The following is a 25,034-nucleotide window of genomic DNA, read 5'->3' on the forward strand; positions in this document are numbered from 1 at the left end:
CCGCACCAGCGCTGCTTCGGATTGCGCTGGCAGCGCATCGGTGTGGCTGCGCGTGAGCGTGCGAAAGTACGCGGTCTTCAGCTTGAGCACCACGGTACGCGCGATGCGATCCTGCTCGCGCACATACGCCGCCCAGACCTTCGCCGCCAACTGCGCAATGGGCGCATCAAGCTGATCCAGGTGCAAGTCCTGCGCGAAGGTATCCTCGGCGGAGATCTGCAGCGATGGCCGTTCGCGGCGCACCGGGCTGTCATCGATCCCCAGCGCCAGCTCGTGCAGGCGCAGGCCCCAGCGTCCGAATTGCTGCACCAGTCGCTGCGCGCCCAGCGCGCGCAAATCGGCCACGCGCCGCACGCCCAGTCGCGCCAGTTTTTGTTCCATCACCGTGCCCACGCCGGGCAATCGCGCCACCGGCAACGGCGCCAGAAAGCCCTCCACCGCGGCGGGGCGGATCACGAACAGCCCATCGGGCTTGCGCCAGTCGGAGGCGATCTTGGCCAGAAACTTGTTGCATGCCACCCCCGCCGATGCGGTCAGCGCGGTCTCCGCGCGAATCGCGGCGCGAATGTCCGTGGCCATCGCCGTGGCACTGGGCAACGCGTTGCGCGGCGCACTGACATCGAGATAAGCCTCGTCCAGCGACAGCGGTTCAACCCGATCGGTATAGCGCGCGAAGATCGCGCGCACCTGCTGCGAGACGGCGCGATAACGCGTGAAGTCGGGCGCCACGAACACCGCACCGGGACACAACCGCTCCGCGCGCAACGCCGGCATCGCCGAGCGCACGCCGAACACACGCGCCTCGTAGCTGGCCGCGCATACCACCGCGCGCGGCCCGCGCCACGCCACCACCACCGGCCGCCCGCGCAGCGCGGGATCATCGCGCTGCTCGACGGATGCATAAAACGCATCCATGTCGACGTGGATGATCTTGCGCGAACCAATCGGCGCATGGATTGAATTCATCGGAGCGCATGCTCGCATGGTGAGTGCGCCAGCGGCATTGTCGATGCCTCCTGCGGGTTGTTCGTACGAGCCTATGTGCGGTGGAGCAGCGCATCCCGCAGCGCGCGTAAACTCGATGTCGGTATGGCCCGTGAGCGAGCATGTTCCATTCTGCCTGAGCGGCATGGCAGCCATCTCCGCATGAGCTTTGCCAACATGGACGATGACGAGATTTCGCGCGGCTTGGCGCGACTGGTGCAGGCGATTCAGGATATCCCCATGAGCCCGTCCGATTGACCCGCGCCCACTTCGATGAACCGTCAGGCGATCACGCAGAGATATGGCTTGTCCGCGCGGCGTGCGTGCTGGCGGTTGCGGGCGCTTTCCGTCAGCGCCGCGCTGTGCGCTGCACTGGCAGGCTGTGCCCCCATGAGCTTGCGCCCAGGCAGTTCGACGACACCGTCGCAATGGCAGGCCGAACAACTGACGGCCATGAACCAGGCCCAGCGGATCTACGATCAGGCGCAGCAGCAGCGTGGCTTGCTGGCGCAGGACACATTCATGCGCCGCGCCGGCCACCAGCACAATGGCGCGGCGTTCGCGGTGATCTTCGGCCAGTACCAGAACTGGTACGACGGCTTTCTCGGCAGCTACCTGCGCGCGCAGCGCAAGTTCTCCATCGCCCAGTTGTTGCCATCGCATGCCGCGCCCTCGCCGCTGGCGCAGCCTGGTGACTGGCACGCGGTGCCGGCGCTGCAGGCAATTCCGAAGCTGGCGCGCGACGAGCGCGCCGTGTTCCTCAACGAGGATCACACCAACCCGGAGACGCGCTCGCTCACGGTGGCGCTGCTGGCGCCGCTGCGTGCCGAGGGCTTCAACACGTTCGCCGCGGAAACGCTGTATCAGAAGAGCATCGCCGGCTTGCGCCGGCGCGGCTACGCCACCGCCAGCACCGGCTTCTACACGCGCGAACCGGTCTATGCCGAGATGGTGCGCACCGCGCTGAAGCTGGGCTATCGCGTGATCGCCTATGAAGCATCGGATGCGGCGCACGCCAACGCGCGCGAAGCCGACGAAGCCGCAAACCTCTACCGGCGTGCCTTCGTCGATCATCCTGGCGCAAGGCTGGTGGTCAACGCCGGCTTCGCACACATTCAGAAGCACGGGCGTTACCTGGGCGGTGCCTCGATGGCTGAGGACTTCATGCGCCTCTCCGGCATTGATCCCTTGGCCATCGAGCAAACCATGCTCACCGGCCACTTGCGCAAGTCCTACGACAATCCGGATTGGCGCGGGGTCTTTGCCGCACTGCATCCGCAGCAGCCCATCGTGTTTCTCGACACACGGGGCCGACCTTGGTCGATCTTGCCGCATCGCTATACGGTCAGTGTGTTCTTCCCGCGCGAGCGCATCGCCGACGGGCGCCCAACGTGGCTGGGGCTATGGGGCCTGCGGGTACCGGTGCGGGTTTCTGGCGATCTGTGCAAAGGCCAGTTCCCGTGCCTGTTGGAAGCGCGTTATCCAGGCGAGCCGCGCACAGCCATACCGGCGGATCGCGTCGTGATGCATTGCGCTGCCCAGACACGCGCGTTGTGGCTGCGCCCGGGTGCCTACACGCTGATCGCCGTCGATGAAGCCGATCGCGTGATCGACCACGCCACGCTGCACGCGCGCCCGCACATGCTACCGCCGCGCGGCACCCCGGCCAGCGCCTACCGGTCGATGCAGTGCCATCCGCTGATGCAGGTGTTCAAGATCAGGCATTGAGATGGTGCCCATGGTCGACCGTGTTCGGCTCGGTCGTAGGTCAAACGCCATCGTTTGCATGCCGCACGATGGCGCATCGGACTGTGCATGGGCTCATTCATCAAATGGCGCTGCACTAGCGTGCGCAGCGTCTTTGTCAGCGCACGGCGGAGATCTTTCGGTCCGAGCACCTCGATCTTTGTTCCCAAGCGCATCACCTCGCGCACGCCGAATTCGATGGACTCGATGGGTATCGAGCAGCGCGCTCATCCGGATGGGTCGGGCGCCTGCTTCGTCCGCGTCGCCATGGCCAGCACATGGGGCCCGAGCAGCTCGAGCAGTGACCAGCCGCGCGGCGACAAACGCACCTCGGCCTCGCCGTGGTAGACGCTCCGTTCGTAGTCACGCGATGACGCGGTCCGGTACGTGGCCAGATCGAAATCCGGCGGGCGGATGTACCGATCCGAAAGCGCTCCCGCCGCCACGATGTTCGCGGCGCGTCTGCCAGCAGCAGCGTTCCGGCTTCAGACGGAGTCAGCCCGGTCAGTCAATCTAGGCGCAGGCGACCGTCCTCTGGCTGATCATCGCCATCCCCCAGATCAGCGTTTATGGCTCTGTGGCGATCGTGGCCGGCAGCGCCAGGCGTTTCCTGGCCTCGAGTCCGCGTATGGGCATTTACCTCCATCCGTGTCGACCGCCCCTGCTTCGTCTTTCGTGGCGCCCGCCTTCGCCACGGCAGTTTGCTTCCCGTCTCTGCGTCAGGCCGTCTTGCCAGAAGTTTGGCCCATGCGATGATGGAAAAGTGCCGCCGTCAAAACCAAACTCATGAGCGAACACCCGCAACCTGAGCCCACAGACCCCATGGGCGAGTATCACGCCGAAGGCGTCCGATGCGCGAATTGCGGCACCCCGCTTCAGGGGCCTTGGTGTCACCACTGCGGCCAGGAAGTGCACGACCCGTTCAAACGCTTTCGCGGAGCCGTGGGCGAGACGCTCGAGAATGTCTTCCACTTCGATGCGCGCCTGTCGCGCACCCTGATACCGCTGTTCTTGCGGCCTGGATTTCTGACACGCGAATACACCGCCGGGCGACGGGTCCGTTACGTGGCGCCGCTGCGATTGATGTTCTTTCTTGCGATCCTGGCCTTTCTGGCTATCCAGTTGAGCGTCGAGATCACGCCGCCACAGGTGCATGTCGGCGCGCAGCAGGCTTTTGCCCAGGCGCCCAATGCGGCCAGCGTTGAACGCCTGCGCTTGCGACTGGATGGCCCGCTGGCCCGGTCACTCGCACAACCCGATTCGCCCGCGTGGTCGCGCGCGTTCCTGCTCAAGCAGAAAGAGAAAATCGATCGTGCCGCACAAGACCGCCTCACGCAGCTCGGGCAGCAACCGGTTCACGCGCCAGCGCGCGCACAGCCGGCGCATTCACGCGCATCCCCCGACATCAGCAGCACGATGACCGGATTGCCTCATGTCGACAAAGGCTCACACGGATGGCTCTCCGACCACCTGCGGCAAGGCTTTCAGGAAGATTTTTCCAGCGCCAATGCCGCCCGACGCGTGCTGTATGCCGTTCTGCATCAACTGCCACTGACCATGCTCGTGCTGATGCCGCTGTTTGCGCTGCTGCTGAAGCTTTTCTTTCCGCGGCGGTTGTACATGGAGCACTTGCTCGTCGCGCTGCACAGTCACGCGTTCGTGTTTCTTGATCTGATCCTCATCGTGATTCTGGGGCAACTGGCTTCTTGGTCCGCATCGGTTGGCCCGCTTGCGACCGCACTGGGCTGGATGAGCGTTGCGGCAGGATGGTGGATCCCCATTTATCTTCTGCTGATGCAAAAGGGCGTTTACCAGCAGCGCTGGCCCGTTGCGGCGGTGAGCTACCTGGGGATCGGCGTGCTGTACATCATCATGCTGTCGGCAGCGCTCGCCATCGTGCTCGGCATCAGTGTTTGGCACTGATCGGCAGGAATCCTGATCCCGCGGAACCGATCGACTGCCACCTATCGTTGTTGCCAGCTGCGAGTGAACAATTGCAACGTGGCCGCCACTTCGAGGACTGAATTCCGGCAGAATCGACATGAACCGATTCCTAGCCGGGCGCCCTGGTAACGCATGGGCGCCTTATTTGTCAGCGACTTTGTAAGGGTGCTGTTGCGGCTGATCGAGTGCGATGGGTGGCCGCCGGGGTCAACGGCGAGGCACGATTCATCCGCTCGGCAGCCACCTACTGCATTTCCGCGCGTCGGACGTAACGCTTCGTGCCGACACCATGTTATCGCGGTCCGATTCTGCACTGGCATTGGAGCTCGGCATGCTGCGGTCACGATCCAAGACGCATTTGCAGCGCGCCCGCTCGAATGCAAAACCTTCGGTTGCGGCCCGAGACGATCTCCGCGCGGTGATCGGACCAGCGGCCTATGCGGCCGAAGCGCAGGCCTTGCTCCAGTTGGCACGTCCTGCCGTGGATGCGGCCATCTTCGAGGCGGTCGATCACGTTCACACGCTGGTCTGGCTGAATTCTGCCTGTGTCGAAGACCTTGAACTCCTCGAGCGCGAAGGCATCGCGGACTGCGCCACCTTCACGCAGAACTACCTGCAGATAGCGTGCTCATCCAGGCTGACCGCGACGCGCCATCGGCGCATGGCGCGGGCGATCGGGCGCTCCTGCGAACTGCTGGGGCTGCCCATGAGCCTGCTGCTCGAAGCGCTCTGGCTCGCGCTGCAGATCCTGCATCAAGCGGTGGCGCATTTGCCATGGGCGCGCGAGCAGCGCGCCCACTTGGCGGCGGTGCTGTCCGCACGGGTACGCGATGCGCTCCATGCCATCAACGATGGCCAGCACGAGCTCAGCACCACCCGCCACCAATTGATTATCGAGCTGGAGCAATGGCGCACCACGGCAGGCAGTTGGGACGCGTTTGCCATCGGCGCCATGGAGCGACTGTCCAAACATCCCGGCATGGTGGCCATCGCCATCGGCAAGCCCGACCCGGACGCGCGCATCGTGTACGAATTCGAATCGCCCCGGTTCGTCGCCTACCTGGCGGAGGTGCAACGGCGGGGTGTCGGGCCACTTTCGATGGACGCGAGCAACACGTTCGGACAATCACCACAGGCCCGCGCGTGGCGCAGTCGCGATATCGAAATCAACCACTCCTACCTGGTGGATGCGGGCGCCGGACCTTGGGCCCAGGCAGCGCATGCCGTGGGCATCCATGCGTCGACTGCCCTGCCAATCATTGACTCCGAGGGCGAACCCGCGGTTCTGCTGGCGTTGTACGGTGCCCTGCCGGGCCAGTTTGGCACCCAGTCGATGGGGCTGTTCCTGCAGGCCCTGCGCCAAGTGTTCAGTCAGGCCTACGTCGAACTGGGTCAACTGGGCCGCGCGCACCCACCGCCTGTGGCAGTGCGTCGCCGCCAGCTTCAACTACTCAGTCGTGGCGCGGTGCAAATGGCTTACCAGCCGATTGTGAACCTGGCGACTGGCGTCCCCACGGCGGTCGAAGCTTTGGCACGCCTGGTATCCGATCACGGCCGGTTGATTGCGCCGGCGGAATTCCTGGGCAGCTTCGGGCGCCCCGAATTGAACCGGCTGTTCGTGCTGGGTTTGCAACACGCGTTGCACGACCTGGCCATCTGGGATCAGGCGGGCGTGCATCTGTCCGTGACGTTGAATCTGCCGCCCTCGGTGCTGGTTCACCGCGACTGTCTGCGCTGGGTGATCGAGGGCTTCGTCATCAGCGGCGTCAACCCGGATCGCCTGATGCTGGAACTGTTGGAAAACGAGGATGCTGCGGCATCGAATCAACGCGATGACGCGATCAACCGGCTGGCGGCCCTGGGTGTCAAGTTGATCATGGATGACTTCGGCTCCGGTTACAGCAACCTGTGGCGCATGCGCAGCATGCCGTTCGATGCCGTCAAACTCGATCAGAGCCTGCTGACGGAGCTCAGTGCAGAGCAACCGCGCACGGTGCGCTTTCTTGCGGGGCTGATCGAGGTCGTGCAAGGTCTCGGCCTGCGCGCGGTGGTCGAGGGTTTGTCGTCACCCGAGCTGGTCGCGCTGGCGTGCATCCTGGGCGCGGATGCGGGGCAGGGCTATGCGCTGTCGCACCCCTTGCCCGCAACAGAAGTACCGGTTTGGATGCACAACTTTTCCTGGGCCGCGATCAATCCGGCCCAGCCGCTGGGCGAGCTCGGTGCACTGGCCGCACAACTCGCCCGATCGGGTGCCGGCCATCGGGGCAAGTTTTAGGCGCATAACCCAATCCTGCTCGCGGGTGCTGAGGTAATGGTGGCGTTACATGCAGACCCAGCAGTCAGAAATATAGGCAACACTCGGATGCCTGAAGAATGCGCGGACCAAGCCGGGGGGCTTGTCGATGTCGGCAGTTGCACGGCCACGCGCTCTTCCAGACGCTCGCCATTGAGCGGTGGCCGACGTGCGCTGCTGATGCGCTCGGCATGGCTGACCCACTCGTCTGGATTGAGATTCGGGGCATAGCCGGGCAGGACATGCAGCGTCAGCTTGCCGCCGAGTGCGTCCATGTAGTCCCGCACCACGCACGTCTTGTGCGCGGAAAGACCATCGACGATCAAGGTGCGGCGGCTTGCGCCGCCGCGCATCATCCGGCGCAGCAGGGTGACGAACAGGGCGCCATCCTGGCCACCGGCATTGGTGGCAAACCAGAAGGCCGTTGGCGCTGACCGCCGACGCGGCGCTGATGCCTTGGCGCGGCCCCGACACCGACACCACGGGAGTCTGTCCCCTGACGCCCCGGTCGTGCCCTGCGCCGCGTCGGCGCGAAAGCCCGGCTCATCCCAGAAGTAGATGTCCGCCTGGCCCCACTTGGCTTGGCGGGCGATCGCCGGGTAGAGGTTTCCCGCTGCCAACGCGCGATGGCGTCAGCGTTACGCTGATAGGCACTCTGCAGCGGCTTTTGCGGGGTCAGGCCCACCCGCGTCAGCAGCGCACCCACCGACGCCCAGGCTCAACGTCACGCCCAAGTGCTGCGTGATGAGATCCCGCGCGATCTGGCGTGTCCACAGGCCAAAGTCGAACCCCTATTGCCGCGGATTCTTGCCGTTGACCCAGCGGAACACCTGGTGTTCCTGCGCCGCCATCAGGGTGCGCGGACGTCCACAAGACGGCTTCGCCGCCAACGCCTTGAGGGGTCCTGGCCACGACCGCGTGCCGCCATGAGTCAGCCGTAGATCGTGCAGCGATGCATGCCGAAACGGACGATGACATCACGCCGGGACGCTCACCCTCGCGCGCACGCTGAACCGCCATCTCGTGGATGGCTTCCAGCATCGTGTGATCGTGCGTGCGTGCGTCGCGTTTCATCGTGAAACGAATAGCCGCATATGCGCAAGGCAAGGTGTTGTCCGACTCACCGACACATGAGTGACACATGGTCAATGCGCGTCGCGCGGCAACAGCCCAGTCCTCCACCCTGTTTCTACCGTGTTTACGCGCATGGGCGATCTTTATATACCGAATTTATACGCCGGCAACTAGCTTCCCACCAGTGATTTTCCAGTGGAGATGGATCATGGATTTGTTCTGTTTGGGCCTGGCCGCGGTGTGCTATCTGGCGCTGGTACTGCTCGTGCGCGGCTGCGAAAAACTGCAAGCGAGGAAGTGAAATGAACGCACTCTATGTGTTGGGCGGTGTCATCACCCTGCTGCTGTTCCTCTACCTCGGCTATGCGCTGATCCGCGCGGAGGACTTCTGATGACGCTCGAATTCTGGGCGCTGCTCGTCGCCCTGCTCGTCGGCTTGGGGCTTGCCATCAAGCCGCTGGGTCTCTACATGGCGGCCGTCGCCGAAGGGCACCTGCCGCGCGTCCTGCTGCGTTTTGAAACGCGGTTGTTCCGATTGGCCGGCGTCGATAGCTCCCAGGAAATGGGCTGGGGTGCATATGCCAGAGCCCTGTTGCTGTTCAATTTTCTTGGGGTGCTGGCGGTGTATGCGCTACAGCGCCTGCAGGGATGGCTGCCGCTCGACCCGCAGCACTTTGGCGCGGTCGGTCCGCGCTCGGCCTTCAATACAGCGATCAGCTTTGTCACCAACACCAACTGGCAGGGCTATGCGGGCGAGAGCACGATGGGCAACCTCGTGCAGATGGCGGGGCTGGCGGTGCAGAACTTCCTCTCCGCCGCGACCGGCATCGCGGTGGCGTTCGCGCTGATCCGCGGCTTCGCCCGCCGCTCCACGGCCACGATCGGCAATTTCTGGGTCGACGTCAGCCGCATCACGACCTACGTACTGCTGCCCATTTCCTTCGTCATCGCGCTGGCGATGGTCAGCCAGGGCGTGCCGCAAACCTTCCAGCCCGACCAGGTTGTAAGCCTACGCGCGCCAGTCAGTTACATGGTTCCAAAGACCGACGTCCAAGGCAATCCGGTAAAGGACGCCCAAGGTGCACCCGTCATGGTGGCGTCGCAGACAACAACGCAAACCCTGCCGATGGGGCCGGTGGCGTCGCAGGAGGCGATCAAGGAGCTGGGGACGAATGGCGGTGGTTTCTACAACGCCAACTCGGCGCATCCCTACGAGAACCCCAACGCACTGACCAATTACCTCGAGATCTTCGCGCTACTGCTGATCTCGGCCGCGCTCACCTACACCTTCGGCCGCATGGTCGGCGACACGCGGCAAGGCTGGGCGCTGCTGGCGGCCATGGCCTTGATGTTCGTGGTGGCTGCGGGCGCGGAAGCGCATTTTGAACAGCAAGGCAACCCCTTGCTGACCCACCAGCATGTCACACAGCAAGCTACCGCCTTGCAATCAGGTGGGAATATGGAGGGCAAGGAAACCCGATTCGGAATTGCCGGAAGCGCCATTTTCACGGTTGCGGCAACGGGCACCTCGACGGGTGCGGTGAACTCCATGTTCGACTCGAACATGCCGTTGGGCGGAATGGTGCCGATGGTGATGATTCAGTTGGGCGAAGTGGCGCCAGGCGGCGTGGGGACGGGCCTTTACGGCATGCTCATGGTGGCCTTGATGGCGGTGTTCATCGGCGGCCTGATGATCGGTCGCACCCCGGAGTATCTCGGCAAGAAGATCGAGTCGTACCAGATGAAGATGGTGGCCATTGGCCTGCTCATCTCACCACTGCTGGTGCTGCTGGGAACCGCCATTGCCGCGGTCGTTCCTGCAGGGCTGGCGGGCCTGGCCAATCCGGGGGCGCACGGTTTTTCTGAAATGCTCTACGCCTACACCTCGGCGTCGAACAACAACGGCAGCGCGTTTGCCGGCCTGTCGGCGAACACCCCCTTCTACAACCTGACGCTGGGACTGGTCATGTGGTTCGGGCGCTTCGTGTCCATCGTCGCGGCGCTGGCAATCGCCGGCTCCATGGCGTCGAAGAAGCGCCTGGCCGTCTCCAGCGGAACCATGCCAACCCACGGCGCGCTGTTCGTCGGCCTTCTGATCGGCACCGTGTTGTTGGTCGCCGGGTTGACCTTCCTGCCGGCCCTGGCCTTGGGGCCGATCGTCGAACACCTGACCTTGTGGGGGGCGCATTGAGCGCCCCACACGGAGGACTTATGTCACGTCACACACTTCCACTGTTCGACCGTGCACTGCTGGGCCCAGCGCTGGCCAACACGTTCCGCAAACTCGACCCGCGCATCCAGTTTCGCAACCCGGTGATGTTCGTGGTGTACATCGGCAGCCTGTTGACCACAGGCCTTTGGTTGCAGGCCTTGGGCGGCCATGGCGAGGCGAGCGCCGGTTTCATCGGCGCGATCACGGTCTGGCTGTGGTTTACCGTGCTGTTCGCCAATTTCGCCGAAGCGCTCGCCGAAGGGCGCAGCAGGGCGCAGGCCGCGAGCCTGCGCAGCGCGAAGAAGGCGGTCATGGTGAAAAAACTGCGCGAACCCCACTACGGCTCGCCTTGGACCCTGATCGACGCGGACGACCTGCGCAAGGGCGACGTCGTTGAGGTGCTGGCCAAGGAAGTGATTCCTTGCGATGGTGAAGTGATCGAAGGTGCTGCCACGGTTGATGAGAGCGCCATCACCGGTGAGTCGGCTCCGGTGATCCGCGAATCCGGTGGTGACTTCTGCTCGGTCACCGGCGGCACCACGGTGATGTCCGACTGGATCGTCGTACGCTGCACCGCCGACCCCGGTGATTCCTTCCTTGACCGCATGATCGCGCTGGTCGAAGGCGCCAAGCGGCGCAAGACGCCAAATGAGATCGCGCTGACCATCCTGCTGATCGCCCTCACCGCGATCCTGCTCATGGCGACCGTCACCCTGTTGCCGTATTCGATCTATGCGGTCAACGCCGCCGGCGTCGGACGTCCGGTCACCATCACGGTGCTCGTCGCTCTGCTGGTCTGCCTGATCCCGACGACGATCGGTGCGCTGTTGTCGGCGATCGGTATCGCCGGTATGAGCCGCATGCTGGGCGCGAATGTGATCGCGACCTCGGGCCGCGCGGTCGAAGCAGCCGGCGACATTGATGTGCTGCTGCTGGATAAAACCGGCACCATCACGCTGGGGAACCGGCAAGCCAGTACCTTCATCCCGGCGAGTGGGGTCGACGAGGTCGAACTCGCCGACGCCGCGCAACTCGCCTCGCTCGCCGATGAAACGCCCGAGGGGCGCAGCATCGTCGTGCTGGCCAAACAGCGCTTCGGCCTGCGTGAGCGCGGCCTCGAGTCCCTGCACGCCGCGTTCATTCCGTTTTCGGCGCAGACGCGCATGAGCGGCGTGGATCTGCCCGGCCGTGACATTCGCAAGGGTGCGGCCGATGCCATCCGGCGCTGGGTAGAAGCCGGCGGTGAACGCTGGTCGGACGCCACAACCGCCGCAGTGGACACTGTGGCGCGGCGCGGCAGCACCCCACTGGTGGTCGCCGAGAATGCGCAGGGCCGCCCGCGCGTGCTTGGCGTGGTCGAGCTCAAGGATGTGGTCAAGGATGGCATCAAGGAACGTTTTGCCCAGTTGCGCAGCATGGGCATCTATACCGTGATGATCACTGGCGACAACAGCCTCACCGCAGCGGCCATCGCCGCCGAGGCCGGAGTCGACGATTACCAGGCCGAGGCCACGCCGGAGACCAAGCTGGCGCTGATCCGCAAGTACCAGGCCGAGGGTCGCCTGGTCGCAATGACCGGCGATGGCACCAACGACGCGCCGGCGCTGGCGCAGGCTGATGTCGCGGTGGCGATGAACAGCGGCACGCAGGCCGCGCGCGAGGCCGGCAACATGGTCGACCTGGATTCCAATCCGACCAAACTGATCGAGGTGGTCGAGGTCGGCAAGCAGATGCTGATGACCCGCGGTTCGCTGACTACCTTCAGCATCGCCAACGACGTGGCCAAGTACTTCGCCATCATCCCGGCGATGTTCATGACCACCTATCCGCAGTTGGCCGCGCTCAATGTGATGCACCTGGGTTCGCCTGAGTCGGCAATCCTGTCGGCGGTGATTTTCAACGCCCTCATCATCGTTGCCCTCATTCCGCTCGCGCTCAAGGGCGTGAAATTCAGAGCGCTACCCGCCGCGGTACTGCTGCGCAAGAACCTGCTCGTCTATGGCCTGGGTGGAATCATCCTGCCCTTTATAGGCATCAAGGCGATTGACCTCGTGTTGAACGGGCTGCACCTGGTTTGATTTGGAGACCGCAATGTTTCGTATTTTTCGTCCCGCGCTGACACTTTTCCTGGCCTTCACAGTCCTGACCGGGCTCATCTATCCACTCGTTGTTACTGGACTGGCGCAAGTCGCCTTTCCCTGGCGCGCCAACGGCTCGGTGATCGCCGTGGGCGGCAAACCGGTGGGATCGACCTTGATCGGGCAGGCGTTTTCAGCGCCGCAGTATTTCTGGAGCAGGCCGTCGGCCACCTCCCCCTACCCCGACAACGGTCTGGCATCCGGAGGCTCCAATCTTGGGCCAACCAATCCGGCATTGCTCGATGCGGTGAAGGCGCGCATTGCCGCGCTGCGCGCCGCCGATCCTGGCAACACCGCACCAATCCCGGTGGGTCTTGTCACGGCTTCAGGCTCCGGCTTGGATCCAGACATCAGCTTGGCTGCAGCCGAGTATCAACGCGATCGCGTGGCGCATGCCCGGCACCTGAGTCCGCAGCAAGTGCAGGCGCTGATCAACCGTGAGGCGCACAAGCCCTGGCTCGGCGTATTCGGCGAGTCTCGGGTCAATGTGCTGGCGCTGAACCTGGCACTCGACAAACTTCACGTGGCGCACGTCGACTGAAGCTGGGCTTGCACCTCCCGTCAGACGTTGCCAACCACGCAGCGGCGTGAGAGGCATCGCTTGGCCGGCGCTGGCCTGGCAACCTGCCGCCTGATCGCTACACGCACGCCACGCTATCGCGCAAGGTGGCGTGGGCGCTCGCTTATTTTTGTGGAGAACAACTTCGATGAACAATATCATCCTTGCGGCGTGCATTGTCGCTGCATGCGGTTCCCTGGGCATCGGTCTCGCCCATGCGGCACCCCTGCCCATGCCGGCAATGATCGGCCCGCTGGCCTCGCCGTCGCCTTTTTCGTTCAATGCTGGCCCGCTCGGAGAATTGGACATCACTGGCGTGATGAGCGGCATGGGCGTTTGGCAGGACAACCCGATCACCGGCGATCGAGCCACCCGCGCCGACATCAGCAATGGTCAGATCTTCATCCAGAAGACACATGGACTGATCCAGTTCTTCCTCCAGGCCGGTGCCTACAACATGCCCGCCTTGGGCACGCCGTTTCTTTCTACCGGGAGTACCGCCAGCGATTATTATGGCGCATTGCCGCAAGCCTATCTGAAGATTGCGCCCAGCAACGATTTCTCCGTCCTGATTGGCAAAATCCCCACTCTGATCGGCGCGGAATACACCTTCACCTTCGAAAACATGAACATCGAACGCGGTCTGTTGTGGAACCAGGAAAATGCAGTCACGCGCGGCATTCAGGCTAACTACGGTGCCGGGCCGCTGAGCGCGTCACTACAATGGAGCGATGGGTTTTACTCCAACAGTTTCAACTGGATCTCGGGCTCCCTGTCCTACGCCATCAACTCCGCCAATGCCGTGAGCTTCGTGGGTATGGGCAATGCCGGGCAGACCGATTATTCCAGTCTTGCGACCCCGATCTATCAAAACAACAGCGACATCTACAACCTGATCTACACCTACAGTGCCGGGCCATGGATGATTCAGCCCTATCTCCAGTACACCTATGTGCCTGCTAATCGCGCTATCGGCGTAGGGCGTGGCACGTCGACCCAAGGCGCGGCCGTTCTGGCGAGTTACAGCTTCAGTCCCCACATTTCCCTGGCGACCCGGGCCGAATATATCGCCAGTACAGGCAATGCCAACAACGGGGCCGTTGATCTCTTGTATGGCCCCGGCAGCAAGGCGTGGTCGATCACGATTACGCCGACTTACCAGAACCACGGTTTCTTTGTCCGCGCCGAGTTTTCCTTCGTGCAAGCGACCAACTACATCCAGGGCACTGTTTGGGGTCGCCAGGGAAACAATCCCACCCAGGCCCGGGCCCTCATAGAAACCGGTTTCCTGTTTTGAACGATAGGCGCATCTATGCAGCGATTTGAAACCAATCCCGACCAGGCTGACTCAGCAGAACACAACCGGCAACCATTTCGACACCGTGATCAACAGGCACGCACTTGCTCTACCCCGGCGCTGGCGAAGCCAAAGAAGCACGCATTGTCTGATGCCAGCAGGGCGCATAGTCAAGACGCAGGTTTCAAGGTTCCCATAACGTGTCACGATTTGAAGTGCGATTTGCTCATTTGCGATGCTATCTGGTTTGAACGACCCGTGATGGTGCATAAACATTGGCCAAGTGCTAGTCGCAAGGCTGATAAAGTTCGCCGCGCGGAAGACCAAGGGTCGAATCGTCCGACCGCACACAGGGCATGCGGGTGCGCGCATGCTTGGCTGCACCGACTTGTTTCCCGTCACGGTGTTCGCCCAGCTCAAATGATGCAAGGGGCGCCGCGCCCTGCCGATCTCCAAAACACTTGTGCTGGACTTCCCCAAAAAGCGGCCTCGCTGCCGGCAGCGGGGTCGGTATGACGCCTTTGGGGTTCGTCATCTCGCTGAGCCTGATTTCGCTTGCCGCGGGTGTGCTCGGTTCGCTGGTTGGCTTAGGCGGCGGCGTGCTGATCGTGCCCGTGCTGGTGCGCTTCTATGGCATCGACATCCGTCTTGCCATCGGTGCCAGCATCGTCTCGGTGATCGCCACTTCCAGTGGTGCCGCGGCAGCCTACGTGCGCGAAAAAATGACCAATCTGCGCGCCGGGATGTTTCTCGAGATCGGGACCGTCACCGGTGCCGTCACTGGCGGCTACCTGACCACACTGCTGCCCGTGCGTTTTCTCTACATCCTGTTCGGCATCGTGCTGGGCTACTCGGCCGTTATCACTTTCCGCCACCGCCACACGACGGCACTCCTGACCACGTCCGACGATCGTCTGGCCAACTACTTCAAGTTGCATGGCCATTACCACGACGCCGCCGAAGGGCGCGACTACGATTACAAGGTCAAGGGCACCAAGATCGGTCTGGCCATGATGTTCGTGGCGGGGATGGTCAGCGCGCTGCTGGGTATCGGTTCGGGCGCGCTCAAGGTGCCAGCCATGGACCTCGCCATGCACCTGCCGATGAAGGTCTCCACCGCCACCAGCAATTTCATGATCGGTGTCACCGCCGCCGCCAGTGCGGGGATGTACTTCGCGCGCGGCCAGATCAATCCTGTGATCGCCGCGCCGGTGGCCATCGGCGTGCTGTTCGGATCGATGATAGGCGCACGCGTGTTGGGTCGCACCACCAACAAGCTGATCCGCATGATCTTCGTGGCCGTGCTGATCGTGATCGCTCTGGAAATGCTGCAACGTGGATTCGCATGGCATTCGACGACCAACTGAACCAACCCGGCCTTGCCGTCCACAGCCCGGCAGCAGATGCGGCGCTGGAGGAGAAGATCCGCAAGGTCGAGATCGCCATCAGCCTGGTGCTGCGCGTCGGCGTGATCGTCTCGGTGCTGGTGATTCTCGCCGGACTGGTGATGATGTTCATACACCATCCGCGTGCTCTCGATGCGGGCAGCTCGTATCGCGTGTTGGTCGCGCCGAACGCCGATTTTCCACACAGTCTCGGCCAACTGCGCCAGTCACTGGCGGCCGGCGCGGGACGCGGCGTGGTGGTACTGGGCGTGCTGCTACTGATCCTTACGCCCATCCTGCGTGTGGCCGTGTCGGTGCTGTCCTTCGTCTACGAAAAGGATCCACCCATGGTGATCGCGACCTTGTTCGTTCTGTCCGTGCTTATTTTTTCGTTCTTTCTGGCGCAGATATAACTTGCAGGACGATGAAGGCGTTTTAGCCAGCTTGTGTGGCCACCACCAAGACCTACGGCCACGCCCCTCCATGGCGTTCAGTGCAGATATGTTGCGGAATTACATCAAGGCAGGAATCGATACCCGAGCCCTGTCTCCGTAAGGAAGTGACGAGGCCGTGCTGGGTCATCTTCCAACCTGTGGCGCAGTCGCCCCATATACACACGTACATAATGGCCGTTCTCGACGGCACTTGGCCCCCACACATCGCGCAGCAATTGACGGTGTGTGAGCACGGCGCCGGGGCTGCGCACCACGGCGCACAACAAACGGAACTCCATCGCCGTGAGGTGCACCACTTCACCGTCCTTGCTGACGACACGCTTGTTCATGTCGATGGCGACCGTGCCGAAGCGGACCTCGCTACTTGTATCCACCGCGCTGTGCCGGCGCAGCGCAACGCGCACGCGCGCAAGGAGTTCGGCCACGCCGAAAGGCTTGCTCAGGTAATCGTCGGCGCCAAGATCGAGCGCCGCAACCTTGACGAATTCATCGCTGCGCGCGGACAGCACGATCACCGCAACCTTGCTCCAGCTACGGAACGCGCGCAGAAAATCCATGCCATCCCCATCGGGCAGGCCGAGGTCGAGGATGACCAGATCCGGCTTGCGCGTGCCTGCCTCGATCAAGCCGCGTTCGCACGTCGAAGCTTCGAAGACGCGGTAACCATCGGCCTCGAGTGTGGTGCGAACGAGGCGGCGGATATCAGCCTCGTCCTCTACCATCAGGATATTGCTACGGTTCTCCATGAGGCGCATCGTCGTCGATTTCTGGACTGAACAGGGGCGCTGGATGAAGCGGTAACTCGAATGTGAAAACCGCTCCACCCTGCGGTCTGTTGTCCGCGCGTATCGAGCCACCATGGGCTTCGACGATGGCCCGGCAGATCGCCAGGCCGAGACCGACTCCCGGGATGGTTGACTCGGCATTGCCCCGCGCAAATTTATCGAACAGCATCTCCTCGCGCCCCAGTGGCATGCCGAGGCCTGCGTCCCACACCGAAATCTGCATGGTTTTTTCGGCAACGCGGGCACTCACCCCCAAGCGGGTGCCCGGCACGGTGTATTTCAGCGCGTTGTCGATCAAATTGATGAAAACGCGTTCGAGCAACTCGGCGTCGGCCTGCACCAAGGGCAAGTTGGCAGGCAAGTTGATGTCGAGCGGATGCTGGGCGAGTTGTTCCTGATCGACCGCGCGTAGTGCACTGCCCACCAACTCCTCGATCGATTGCCAGTCCTTGCGCAGGTTGACCCTGCCTGACTGCAGGCGCGCCATCTCGAGCATGTCATCAACCATCCTGGCAATACGCCGCGCCTGCTGCACGATTGCCGACGACTGTCTGCTCCACGCAGCGGACTCCTTGCCGATTTGCAGTTTGAGCAACTCCGCGTCGCCGATCAATGCCGTCAGCGGTGTGCGCAAATCGTGTGACAGCGCAGACAGAACTGAATTGCGCAAACGCTCGGCCTCCATCGCCAGCAGCGTGTCCTGCGCCACGGCGACGAAATGTTGGCGCTCCAGTGCGATTGCGATCTGCGTCGTAAAAGTGTCGAGCAGACGGCGCTGCTCTGGAATCAACACCAGGCGCGGATTGCCCGGCGCCAGCACCAGCACGCCGCGCGTGCGCATCGGCGCCCTCAACGGCAGATACAGCAAAGGCAACGCAGGTAACGTGTCGGTACCGATCCCAGCGGCTTCGCCATGGTCGAGACACCAGCGCGCGACGTCGATGTCGTACTGCGCGACTGAATTCCCACCGCTCTTCACCGGATAGAGCTTTTCGTCCGCAGATAACAGTAACAGCTCGGCACTCGCGCGAAAGCTGTTCCTGATGTATTGCAAGCCGATTTCGACCACCTTCTCAACGGTCAACGCGCTGGAGATGTCGCGCGAGAGCGAATACAGATCGTGGGTGCGGCGCTCGCGTTGGCTGGCCACTTTCAATTGGTAGCGAAGATTCGCCGTGAGGTGTCCAATCACCAAACCGACGCCGAGCATGACGCTGAAGGTGAACAGGTATTGCACGTCGCTGATGGCGAACGAAAAGCGGGGTGGAACGTAGAAGAAGTCGAATGCCAGAACGCTGGCGACCGCCGCCAACGCCGCCGGACCTCTCCCCAGCCGCAGCGCGACAAGCACTACGCCGAGCAGGAAAAACATGACGATGTTGGACAGATCGAAATAAATCCGCAATGGGCTCGCCAGAACCGTTACAGCGGCGCATATCGCGAGCGCCCATAGGTATTTGCGCCACGCCAGCGGTGGTCGCTCGGCCACCGATACCCCACCATGCGGCAATGGGGCTTCGCTCTGCGCATCCGGCGCGATCAGGATGAGATCGATGTCGGGCGCGACACGGTCCAACGTACGGGCAAGCGAGACGTGCCTGATGTCCCGCCACCAGAGGCGTGGCTGGCGGCGTCCGAGCAGGACGCGATTGAGGTTGTGCGTGCGCGCGTATTCATGCACGACAGCGGCGGGCTCCGGTCCCGACAGCACTGCGGTATGCGCGCCGAGGTCGCGAGCAAACTGCAAGACTTTCAATATGCTGGAGCGCCTGCTTTCGGCAAGCTTGGCCAGCGCCGGCGTCTCGACATAGACCACATACCAGCGGGCGTGGAGCGCCTCGGCCAGACGCGCCGCTGCGCGCACCAACACCTGCCCATTGTCGGGGCCGATGCACACCAGAAGCGCCTCCGAGGCACCCCAGACGGCACCGCCGACCTCGGTGCTGCGGTAACTGCGCATCTGGCTGTCGACACGCTCGGCGGTCAGCCGCAAGGCGAGTTGCCGCAGCGCTAGCAGATTGCCCTTGCGAAAGAAATTGTGAATCGCGCGCGCCGCCTGCGCCGGCACATAGACTTTGCCCTCCTTCAGTCGCTGCAACAGTTCGTCCGCCGGCAGATCGACCAGAACCACGTCGTCGGCCATGTTGAACAAGCGATCGGGTAGCGTTTCGCGGACCTTCACCCCGGTGATGCTGGCGACGATGTGGCTCACACTGTCCAAGTGCTGGACGTTGAGAGTGGTATAGACATTGATCCCTGCCGCCAGCAGTTCCTCAACGTCCTGCCAGCGCTTCGGATGCCGGCTGCCAAGAGCATTGCTGTGGGCGAGTTCGTCGACAAGGAGGAGGTTTGGCCGCCGCTGCAGAGCCCCCGCGAGGTCGAACTCGCGAATGGTCCGCTCGCCACTGTCGATTTGGGACTGCGGCAGGCACTCGAGCCCTACCAGCAGTTTGGCGGTCTCATCGCGGCCATGTGTCTCGACGACGCCGCAGGCCACGTCCACCGCTTGTTCGCGCAGGTGGTGCGCCGCCGCCAGCATCGCGTAGGTCTTACCGACACCCGGGGAAGCGCCAAAAAAAATCTTCAGCTTGCCCCTCTTTTCCCGCAACGCCTCCTGTTCGACTTGTTGCTGCAGCGCGTCGGGCTCCGGGCGGTCTTCTTCCGTCATGGCAGGATGTTCATCGGACAGTGAAACGCTCAGGCTCGGCCTTGGCATTTTCGCCATGGACATAGATCGGACGCTTGGCGCTACGCGCTAGTGTAGTGCTTCACGCTTGGAGATTCTGGAACACGTGAAACCAGCATTCCGGCTCACTGGAAGCCAGTTGGCGCGCAGTTGAGGTGGGTCATCCACGCGGGTTTTGGTCCGCGAGCCTGACGTCCAGATGCTTGTCCGAGTCTCCCGGAATGCATCAGATAACCTCGATGTTTGGCCTCGCGCCGACTTCCCGTGGCCCCCAAGTCAGCCGCCGCATGCGCATAGCTCACGCGGGTGGTGCCTTCTACCGCCAGCAGCACGCCAGGGTGAGACCGTGCCTGCCGCGCAACACACCCCACGCTACCTTTCGTAATCGCTTCCGGCGATACCTCGTCGTTGCGCAACAGTCGATAACTGCCCAGCGCCGCCGCCGACTCACCCTCGCATGGCTTTGCCAAACCACATGCTGTTCGATCCAGTGCCACCAGCCACCAGCCGAGCAACGTGTTGCGGATGGATGTAAATGAGATCACGCGTGCAGCAGCAACCTTGATACCGATCGCAGTGCGGCATGGTTGGTACATGCCCTACGGCACCATGGTTTGTACAAACTGCACAAACCATGGTGACGCGACCACGCGCCTGGCAGGCAGGACTTGTACACAGGTCCTCAATGGTGGTGATTAGCCGTTGATGTCAAAGCAATTTCAGCGGAATGCCATGCAACACACTGTTTGTAAAAGCTATTTTATGATGAATGCCGTGATAACGCGCTTTGAGGCCCGCACCAGCGTCATCGCGCCACCACTCGCCCACAGACTTATCCACAGCCAGGACGGGGCGCAGAGCTTGCCATGTGCATGCGGGCGTACGCATCGCGAACCCGCGCCACGCAGGCCGGGCAAATGCCGGACATGCTGTTACGATTCCATGTTTGCTCCAACCCGAAGCCGCCGTGAAAGACTTGTTGCGCACCCTGCTGGATACCGCCCTCGCCATGTTGCAGCGCGACGCGCGCCTGCCGGCGCAGGAGGCGTTACCCAACTACACGCTGGAGCGCAGCAAGACGCGCGCGCACGGCGATTTCGCCTGCAACGTGGCGCTGCTGCTGGCCAAGCCGGCGCGCATGAATCCGCGCGCGCTGGCCGAGGCGCTGGTGGCAGCGCTGCCGGCGCATGCGCTGCTGGCACGCGCCGAGGTCGCCGGGCCGGGTTTCATCAATCTGTTTCTGGCGCCGGCGGCGTATCACGCCGAACTGCTGCGCGCGCTGGCCGAGGGCGCGCGCTACGGCCACAACGCGCGGGGCCAGGGACAGCAGGTGGGCGTGGAATTCGTCTCCGCCAATCCGACCGGGCCGCTGCATGTCGGCCACGGCCGCGCCGCGGCGCAGGGCGACTGCATCGCGCGTCTGCTGGAAGCCAGCGGCTGGGCGGTGACGCGCGAGTTTTACTACAACGATGCCGGCGCGCAGATCATGAATCTGGCGCTGTCGGTGCAGGCGCGCGCGCTGGGCCTTGGCCCGGACGATGCCGGCTGGCCCGGCGACGGCTATCGCGGTGAGTACATCGGCGAGCTGGCGCGGCGTTATGTGGCATGCGCGAGCGTGAGCGCCGATGGTCAGACCATCACCGCCAGCGGCGATGTGCAGGATATCGACGCCATCCGCCGCTTCGCCGTGGCCGCGCTGCGCCACGAGCAGAACCTCGATCTGCAAGCGTTCGGCGTGCGCTTCGATGTGTATTTCCTCGAATCCTCGCTGTACAGCGATGGCAAGGTCGAGGACACCGTGCGCGCGCTAGTCGCCCACGGCCACACTTACGAGGAAGGCGGCGCGCTGTGGCTGCGCAGCACCGACTTCGGTGACGACAAGGACCGCGTGATGCGCAAGTCCGACGGCAGCTACACCTATTTCGTGCCGGACGTGGCCTATCACCTGAGCAAGTGGCAGCGCGGCTATACGCGCGCCATTACCGAGCTGGGCGCCGATCACCACGGCTCGCTGATGCGCGTGAAGGCCGGCCTGCAGGCGCTGGAAATCGGCATCCCGCGGGGTTATCCCGAGTACGTGCTGCACCAGATGGTCACGGTGATGCGCGGCGGCGAGGAAGTGAAACTGTCCAAGCGCGCCGGCAGCTACGTGACCCTGCGCGATCTGATCGAGGAAGCCGGCCGCGACGCCACGCGCTGGTTTCTGGCCGCGCGCAAGGCCGACTCGCAGCTCACCTTCGACATCGATCTGGCGCGCGCGCGGAGCAACGACAACCCGGTGTTCTACGTGCAGTACGCGCACGCGCGCATCGCCAGCGTGCTGCGCCAGGCCAGCGAGCGCGGCATGACGCACGATGCCGCGCGCGGCACGGCGGCGCTGACGTGGCTGGACAGTGCGACGGCGCAGGCGCTGCAGTGGGAGATCTCGCGCTATCCCGAGGTGGTGGACGCCGCCGCGCGTGATCTGGAACCGCATCAGATCGCGCAGTATCTGGGCGAGATCGCCTACGCTCTGCATACTTGGTACAACGCCGAGCCGTTTCTGGTCGAGGATGCCGATGTGCGCGACGCGCGCCTGCTGCTGGCGCGCGCGACGCAGCAGGTGCTCGCCAACGGTCTCGGCCTGTTGGGCGTATCCGCCCCGGAGCAGATGTGATGGCAGAAAAACGCAAGAAACAGGCCGTGCGCAGCGGCGACGTGCCGGCCTGGATGCTGGTCGGCATCGGCATCCTGATCGGCGCTGGCGCGATGGGCTACGTGGCCCATCGCGGCTGGGTTCCCAGCCTGCGCAGCAACGCCGGTCCCGAGGCCAACCCCAACGCCAGCGCGCCCGGCACCGGCGAGGCTGGCATCGCCGAGGCGGGCACGACCAGGAAACCCAGCTTCGATTTTTACCAGGTGCTGCCGGGCAAGGAAGTAGTGATCCCCGATGCCGAACTCAGCGCCAAGGCCAAGGCCGAAGCGCAGGCGCAGGCTGCGGCACCGCACGCGACACCCGGCGTGGCCGCCGCACCCGGTGCCGCCAGCCCGGCCGTGGCCAGCACGCGGGTGACCCCAGCCGCGGTCGGCCCGGCCACCAGCAGCGGCGGCTATGTGCTGCAAGTCGGCGCCTTCCCCGACAACGCCAAGGCGCAGGCGGTCAAGGCCAAGCTGGCCCTGCAGGGTTTCGTCGCCCACGTGCAGATGGTCAAGATCGGCCAGCAGACTTGGTACCGCGTGCGCCTCGGCCCCTACGCCAACGCCGCGCAACTGGAAAAGATCAAGCAGCAGCTCAACGGCGCCGGCATTCCGACCATCGCGCTGAAAGAGAACGGCTAAGGCGCGGTCTGGGCCTGATGCAGGCTGCGCAAATCGGGCAGGAAATACGCCAGCAGGCCGATCAGCGGCAGGAACGAGCACACCTGGTACACGCCGACGATGCCGATGCCGTCGGCCAGTTGCCCCAGCACCGCGGCGCCGATGCCGCCCAGCCCGAACGCCAGGCCGAAAAACAACCCCGACACCGCGCCGACCTTGCCGGGCATCAGTTCCTGCGCGTACACCACCATCGCCGGGAAGGCCGAAGCCAGGGTAAAGCCGATGATCGCGGTCAGCACCGCCGAAGCTTCCAGGCCAACGTAAGGCAGCGCCAGCGTGAACGGGGCGACGCCGAGGATCGACGCCCAGATCACGCGCTTGCGTCCGATGCGATCGCCGATCGGCCCGCCCAGCAAGGTGCCGGCCGCCACCGCGGCGAGGAAAATGAACAAGTGCAGCTGGCCGTCGCGCACGCCGATGTGGAAGCGGTGCTGCAGATAAAAAATCAGATAGGTGTTGATGGACGCCAGATAGAAAAACTTGGAGAACACCAGCGCCAGCAGCACGGCCATGGTCTTGCGCACCAGCCTGGGCGGATGCGCGTGGACCGGCGCCGCGACCGGCTTGCGTTTGCCCGGACGCGACTGGTGCCCGGACCAGCGGCCGACGAAAAACAGCACGGCCATGGCCAGCAGCGCGGCAGCGGAAAACCACGCAATGCTGGCCTGCCCGTGCGGGATGATGATGGCTGCGGCCAGCAGCGGCCCCAGCGCGCTGCCGGCGTTGCCGCCGACCTGGAATATGGACTGCGCCAGGCCATGCTGTCCGCCCGCCGCCATGCGCGCCACGCGCGAGGACTCGGGATGAAAAATCGACGAGCCCATGCCGACGCAGGCCGCCGCCATCAGCACATGCGCGAAGCTGTCGGCGCGCGCCAGCAGCAGCAATCCGATGAAAGTGAAACCCATGCCGATCGACAACGAATACGGGTGCGGCCGGCGGTCGCTGTACAAGCCCACCAGCGGCTGCAGGATCGAAGCGGTGATCTGGTAAGCCAGCGTGATCAGGCCGATCTGCCCGAAGCTCAGGTGCAAGTTGCTTTTGAACAGCGGATAGATGGCCAGCATCAACGACTGCATCATGTCGTTGAGCAGGTGCGAAAAACTGATCGCGCCCAGCACCGGATAACGCGTGCGCTCGGGTGCCAGCGCGGGCGCTGGGCTGGATAGGTCGGGCACGCTCATGCTGGAGCGCACGCGGTGGCACCATGCGCCGCGCCGCGCCAGTCCGCGCGTGCTGATGCCCGTTGGTGGCTCATGGCCCGGACTGCCAATCCAGCGGCGGCGTGGTGTCGATGCCGACGCTGCGCAACAGGGCGAGCTGGATCGAGTTTTCAGTACCGCCTTCCAGCACCAGTTGCACCAGCCTGGCGGCCAACGCGCGGTCGTTGCGCGCCTTCAGCACTTGCACGGCGAACTGCTGGGTCTGCCACGCCAGCGTGCGGCGCTCGGCGGCGACGTGCGCGCGCGCATCGGCGCCATCGGCAAGACGTTCCTGCAGGGCCAGGCCGGCGGCGCGCGCGATCACCGTATCGCCCCACGCCAGCAGGTGCGCGATGCGCACGCACTGCGCGCGCAGCATGGCGTTCTTGCCGGGGGCCTTGCAGGCCTCGAACACCGGCGCCAGCGACGGCGTGGGCAGATACATCACGTTGCCGGCGGCGATCATGTAGGTCGCCGCGTAGGCGTTGCCGTCCGCGCCGGTGAGTTCGTGCACCAGCGCTGCCGGCATCGGCAATGCGCGCGTGGTTTCGAGCACGGCATGCAGCAGCACGCCGTAGTAGGTGCTGAATTCCGTGGCCGCGGCGGCGCGCGCCAGCGCCGTGCGCGCGGCCTTGTCGTCGCCGCGCTGGCGCGCGTGATCAAACGCCAGCAGCCACACCGCGGCGTTGTCCGGGGCGAGTTGCTCCAGCCGCGCCAGCGCCTTGGGATCGATGCAATCCTCGGGCTGCGGACCGACCTTGCCGCAGTTGCCCAGCGCCACCCACTGCACCGCGGCGCCGGCGCCGGGCGCGGCTTTCGCGCGCGCCAGGAAAGTCTGATAGGTCAGTACCGTGGGCAAGTCCGGCACCGCGCGCGCCAGCACCGCGGCGCCGGCGAGGCGGTCCGCCTCGCTGCGC

The 25,034-nt window shown here is 63.9% G+C and carries 20 protein-coding genes and 1 pseudogene; 12 read left to right on the forward strand and 9 right to left on the reverse strand.

Translation table 11 applies throughout. From position 1 onward, the window contains the following. Nucleotides 1-966, reverse strand: a 966-nt coding sequence (gene dinB, locus ACYDAT_RS12275; RefSeq protein ID WP_461450405.1) for a DNA polymerase IV, incomplete at its 3' end; no start/stop codon positions are given. 408 nt (nt 967-1,374) lie between these two features. On the opposite strand from dinB, the gene ACYDAT_RS12280 reads away from it, so the two are divergent. Continuing rightward, nucleotides 1,375-2,712: a hypothetical protein gene (locus tag ACYDAT_RS12280; protein WP_461450407.1), complete on the forward strand. Its 1,338-nt coding sequence runs from the start codon at nt 1,375-1,377 to the stop codon at nt 2,710-2,712. Here the strand turns inward: ACYDAT_RS12280 and ACYDAT_RS12285 are convergent. Both ACYDAT_RS12285 and ACYDAT_RS12290 read right to left on the reverse strand, forming a co-directional pair. Continuing rightward, entirely contained in the window at nt 2,658-2,945 is a 288-nt protein-coding gene (locus ACYDAT_RS12285) for a WCX domain-containing protein (RefSeq protein ID WP_461450431.1), read from the reverse strand. The genes ACYDAT_RS12280 and ACYDAT_RS12285 overlap by 55 nt on opposite strands. Nucleotides 2,946-2,957: 12 nt before the next feature. Then, nucleotides 2,958-3,176 carry a hypothetical protein gene (locus ACYDAT_RS12290; RefSeq protein WP_461450409.1) on the reverse strand — a complete coding sequence of 73 codons (219 nt, stop codon included), beginning with the start codon at nt 3,174-3,176 and terminating at the stop codon, nt 2,958-2,960. A gap of 340 nt (nt 3,177-3,516) precedes the next feature. On the opposite strand from ACYDAT_RS12290, the gene ACYDAT_RS12295 reads away from it, so the two are divergent. Together ACYDAT_RS12295 and ACYDAT_RS12300 are read left to right on the forward strand one after the other, a co-directional pair. Further along, nucleotides 3,517-4,653, forward strand: coding sequence for a DUF3667 domain-containing protein (locus tag ACYDAT_RS12295; protein ID WP_461450411.1), 1,137 nt, complete (start codon nt 3,517-3,519; stop codon nt 4,651-4,653). 211 nt (nt 4,654-4,864) lie between these two features. Next, on the forward strand, nt 4,865-6,949 hold the full coding sequence (locus tag ACYDAT_RS12300; RefSeq protein ID WP_461450413.1) for an EAL domain-containing protein: 2,085 nt from the start codon (nt 4,865-4,867) through the stop codon (nt 6,947-6,949). Here the strand turns inward: ACYDAT_RS12300 and ACYDAT_RS12305 are convergent. Together ACYDAT_RS12305 and ACYDAT_RS12310 are read right to left on the reverse strand one after the other, a co-directional pair. Next, entirely contained in the window at nt 6,946-7,587 is a 642-nt protein-coding gene (locus tag ACYDAT_RS12305) for a transposase (RefSeq protein ID WP_461450415.1), read from the reverse strand. The genes ACYDAT_RS12300 and ACYDAT_RS12305 overlap by 4 nt on opposite strands. A gap of 32 nt (nt 7,588-7,619) precedes the next feature. Then, nucleotides 7,620-7,673, reverse strand: a pseudogene (locus tag ACYDAT_RS12310) (hypothetical protein); the annotation flags it as partial. Nucleotides 7,674-8,343: 670 nt separating this feature from the next. Between ACYDAT_RS12310 and kdpF the strand changes: the two are divergent. From kdpF to ACYDAT_RS12345, 7 genes are all read left to right on the forward strand, one after another. Further along, on the forward strand, nt 8,344-8,433 hold the full coding sequence (kdpF, locus tag ACYDAT_RS12315) for a K(+)-transporting ATPase subunit F (RefSeq protein WP_461439126.1): 90 nt from the start codon (nt 8,344-8,346) through the stop codon (nt 8,431-8,433). Further along, on the forward strand, nt 8,433-10,232 hold the full coding sequence (kdpA, locus tag ACYDAT_RS12320; RefSeq protein ID WP_461450417.1) for a potassium-transporting ATPase subunit KdpA: 1,800 nt from the start codon (nt 8,433-8,435) through the stop codon (nt 10,230-10,232). Before kdpF ends, kdpA begins: the two co-directional genes overlap by 1 nt. Nucleotides 10,233-10,252: 20 nt before the next feature. Further along, the gene (gene kdpB / locus ACYDAT_RS12325) at nt 10,253-12,331 is read left to right on the forward strand and encodes a potassium-transporting ATPase subunit KdpB (RefSeq protein ID WP_461450433.1); all 2,079 of its coding nucleotides are present in this window, start codon (nt 10,253-10,255) and stop codon (nt 12,329-12,331) included. Nucleotides 12,332-12,344: 13 nt separating this feature from the next. Further along, nucleotides 12,345-12,932, forward strand: coding sequence for a potassium-transporting ATPase subunit KdpC (kdpC, locus tag ACYDAT_RS12330; protein WP_461450419.1), 588 nt, complete (start codon nt 12,345-12,347; stop codon nt 12,930-12,932). A gap of 166 nt (nt 12,933-13,098) precedes the next feature. Then, nucleotides 13,099-14,247 (forward strand): porin, encoded by a 1,149-nt coding sequence (locus ACYDAT_RS12335; RefSeq protein ID WP_461450421.1) that lies wholly within the window; start codon nt 13,099-13,101, stop codon nt 14,245-14,247. Nucleotides 14,248-14,759: 512 nt separating this feature from the next. Next, nucleotides 14,760-15,614, forward strand: a complete 855-nt coding sequence (locus tag ACYDAT_RS12340) for a sulfite exporter TauE/SafE family protein (protein ID WP_461442306.1) — start codon at nt 14,760-14,762, stop codon at nt 15,612-15,614. Continuing rightward, the gene (locus tag ACYDAT_RS12345) at nt 15,593-16,045 is read left to right on the forward strand and encodes a DUF1634 domain-containing protein (RefSeq protein WP_461450423.1); all 453 of its coding nucleotides are present in this window, start codon (nt 15,593-15,595) and stop codon (nt 16,043-16,045) included. The genes ACYDAT_RS12340 and ACYDAT_RS12345 overlap by 22 nt, the downstream gene beginning before the upstream one ends. A 104-nt stretch (nt 16,046-16,149) precedes the next feature. On the opposite strand, the gene kdpE is transcribed toward ACYDAT_RS12345, so the two are convergent. Next, the gene (gene kdpE / locus ACYDAT_RS12350; RefSeq protein WP_461450425.1) at nt 16,150-16,833 is read right to left on the reverse strand and encodes a two-component system response regulator KdpE; all 684 of its coding nucleotides are present in this window, start codon (nt 16,831-16,833) and stop codon (nt 16,150-16,152) included. Further along, entirely contained in the window at nt 16,820-19,540 is a 2,721-nt protein-coding gene (kdpD, locus tag ACYDAT_RS12355; RefSeq protein ID WP_461439133.1) for a two-component system sensor histidine kinase KdpD, read from the reverse strand. The genes kdpE and kdpD overlap by 14 nt, the downstream gene beginning before the upstream one ends. Before the next feature lie 985 nt (nt 19,541-20,525). Here kdpD and argS point away from each other — a divergent pair. Further along, nucleotides 20,526-22,214 (forward strand): arginine--tRNA ligase, encoded by a 1,689-nt coding sequence (argS, locus tag ACYDAT_RS12360; protein ID WP_461439135.1) that lies wholly within the window; start codon nt 20,526-20,528, stop codon nt 22,212-22,214. Beyond that, nucleotides 22,214-22,876 carry an SPOR domain-containing protein gene (locus tag ACYDAT_RS12365; RefSeq protein WP_461450427.1) on the forward strand — a complete coding sequence of 221 codons (663 nt, stop codon included), beginning with the start codon at nt 22,214-22,216 and terminating at the stop codon, nt 22,874-22,876. Before argS ends, ACYDAT_RS12365 begins: the two co-directional genes overlap by 1 nt. On the opposite strand, the gene ACYDAT_RS12370 is transcribed toward ACYDAT_RS12365, so the two are convergent. Both ACYDAT_RS12370 and ACYDAT_RS12375 read right to left on the reverse strand, forming a co-directional pair. After that, nucleotides 22,873-24,099, reverse strand: a complete 1,227-nt coding sequence (locus ACYDAT_RS12370) for an MFS transporter (RefSeq protein WP_461439137.1) — start codon at nt 24,097-24,099, stop codon at nt 22,873-22,875. The two genes, ACYDAT_RS12365 and ACYDAT_RS12370, sit on opposite strands and share 4 nt — an antisense overlap. A 70-nt stretch (nt 24,100-24,169) precedes the next feature. Next, nucleotides 24,170-25,034: hypothetical protein (locus ACYDAT_RS12375; RefSeq protein WP_461450429.1), on the reverse strand; the 865-nt coding region annotated here is incomplete at its 5' end.

The organism is Metallibacterium sp. (genome assembly GCF_054637675.1).

What these genes read in the sequence shown, in the direction of transcription:
- kdpF (WP_461439126.1), top strand. Translation starts at nt 8,344, where the DNA reads ATGAACGCACTCTATGTGTTGGGCGGTGTCATCACCCTGCTGCTGTTC.
- ACYDAT_RS12335 (WP_461450421.1), top strand. Translation starts at nt 13,099, where the DNA reads ATGAACAATATCATCCTTGCGGCGTGCATTGTCGCTGCATGCGGTTCC.
- ACYDAT_RS12345 (WP_461450423.1), top strand. Translation starts at nt 15,593, where the DNA reads ATGGCATTCGACGACCAACTGAACCAACCCGGCCTTGCCGTCCACAGC.
- kdpE (WP_461450425.1), bottom strand. Translation starts at nt 16,833, where the DNA reads ATGGAGAACCGTAGCAATATCCTGATGGTAGAGGACGAGGCTGATATC.
- kdpA (WP_461450417.1), top strand. Translation starts at nt 8,433, where the DNA reads ATGACGCTCGAATTCTGGGCGCTGCTCGTCGCCCTGCTCGTCGGCTTG.
- kdpC (WP_461450419.1), top strand. Translation starts at nt 12,345, where the DNA reads ATGTTTCGTATTTTTCGTCCCGCGCTGACACTTTTCCTGGCCTTCACA.
- kdpD (WP_461439133.1), bottom strand. Translation starts at nt 19,540, where the DNA reads ATGACGGAAGAAGACCGCCCGGAGCCCGACGCGCTGCAGCAACAAGTC.
- ACYDAT_RS12370 (WP_461439137.1), bottom strand. Translation starts at nt 24,099, where the DNA reads ATGAGCGTGCCCGACCTATCCAGCCCAGCGCCCGCGCTGGCACCCGAG.
- ACYDAT_RS12300 (WP_461450413.1), top strand. Translation starts at nt 4,865, where the DNA reads ATGGGTGGCCGCCGGGGTCAACGGCGAGGCACGATTCATCCGCTCGGC.
- kdpB (WP_461450433.1), top strand. Translation starts at nt 10,253, where the DNA reads ATGTCACGTCACACACTTCCACTGTTCGACCGTGCACTGCTGGGCCCA.
- ACYDAT_RS12365 (WP_461450427.1), top strand. Translation starts at nt 22,214, where the DNA reads ATGGCAGAAAAACGCAAGAAACAGGCCGTGCGCAGCGGCGACGTGCCG.
- ACYDAT_RS12340 (WP_461442306.1), top strand. Translation starts at nt 14,760, where the DNA reads ATGACGCCTTTGGGGTTCGTCATCTCGCTGAGCCTGATTTCGCTTGCC.
- ACYDAT_RS12295 (WP_461450411.1), top strand. Translation starts at nt 3,517, where the DNA reads ATGAGCGAACACCCGCAACCTGAGCCCACAGACCCCATGGGCGAGTAT.
- ACYDAT_RS12280 (WP_461450407.1), top strand. Translation starts at nt 1,375, where the DNA reads ATGAGCTTGCGCCCAGGCAGTTCGACGACACCGTCGCAATGGCAGGCC.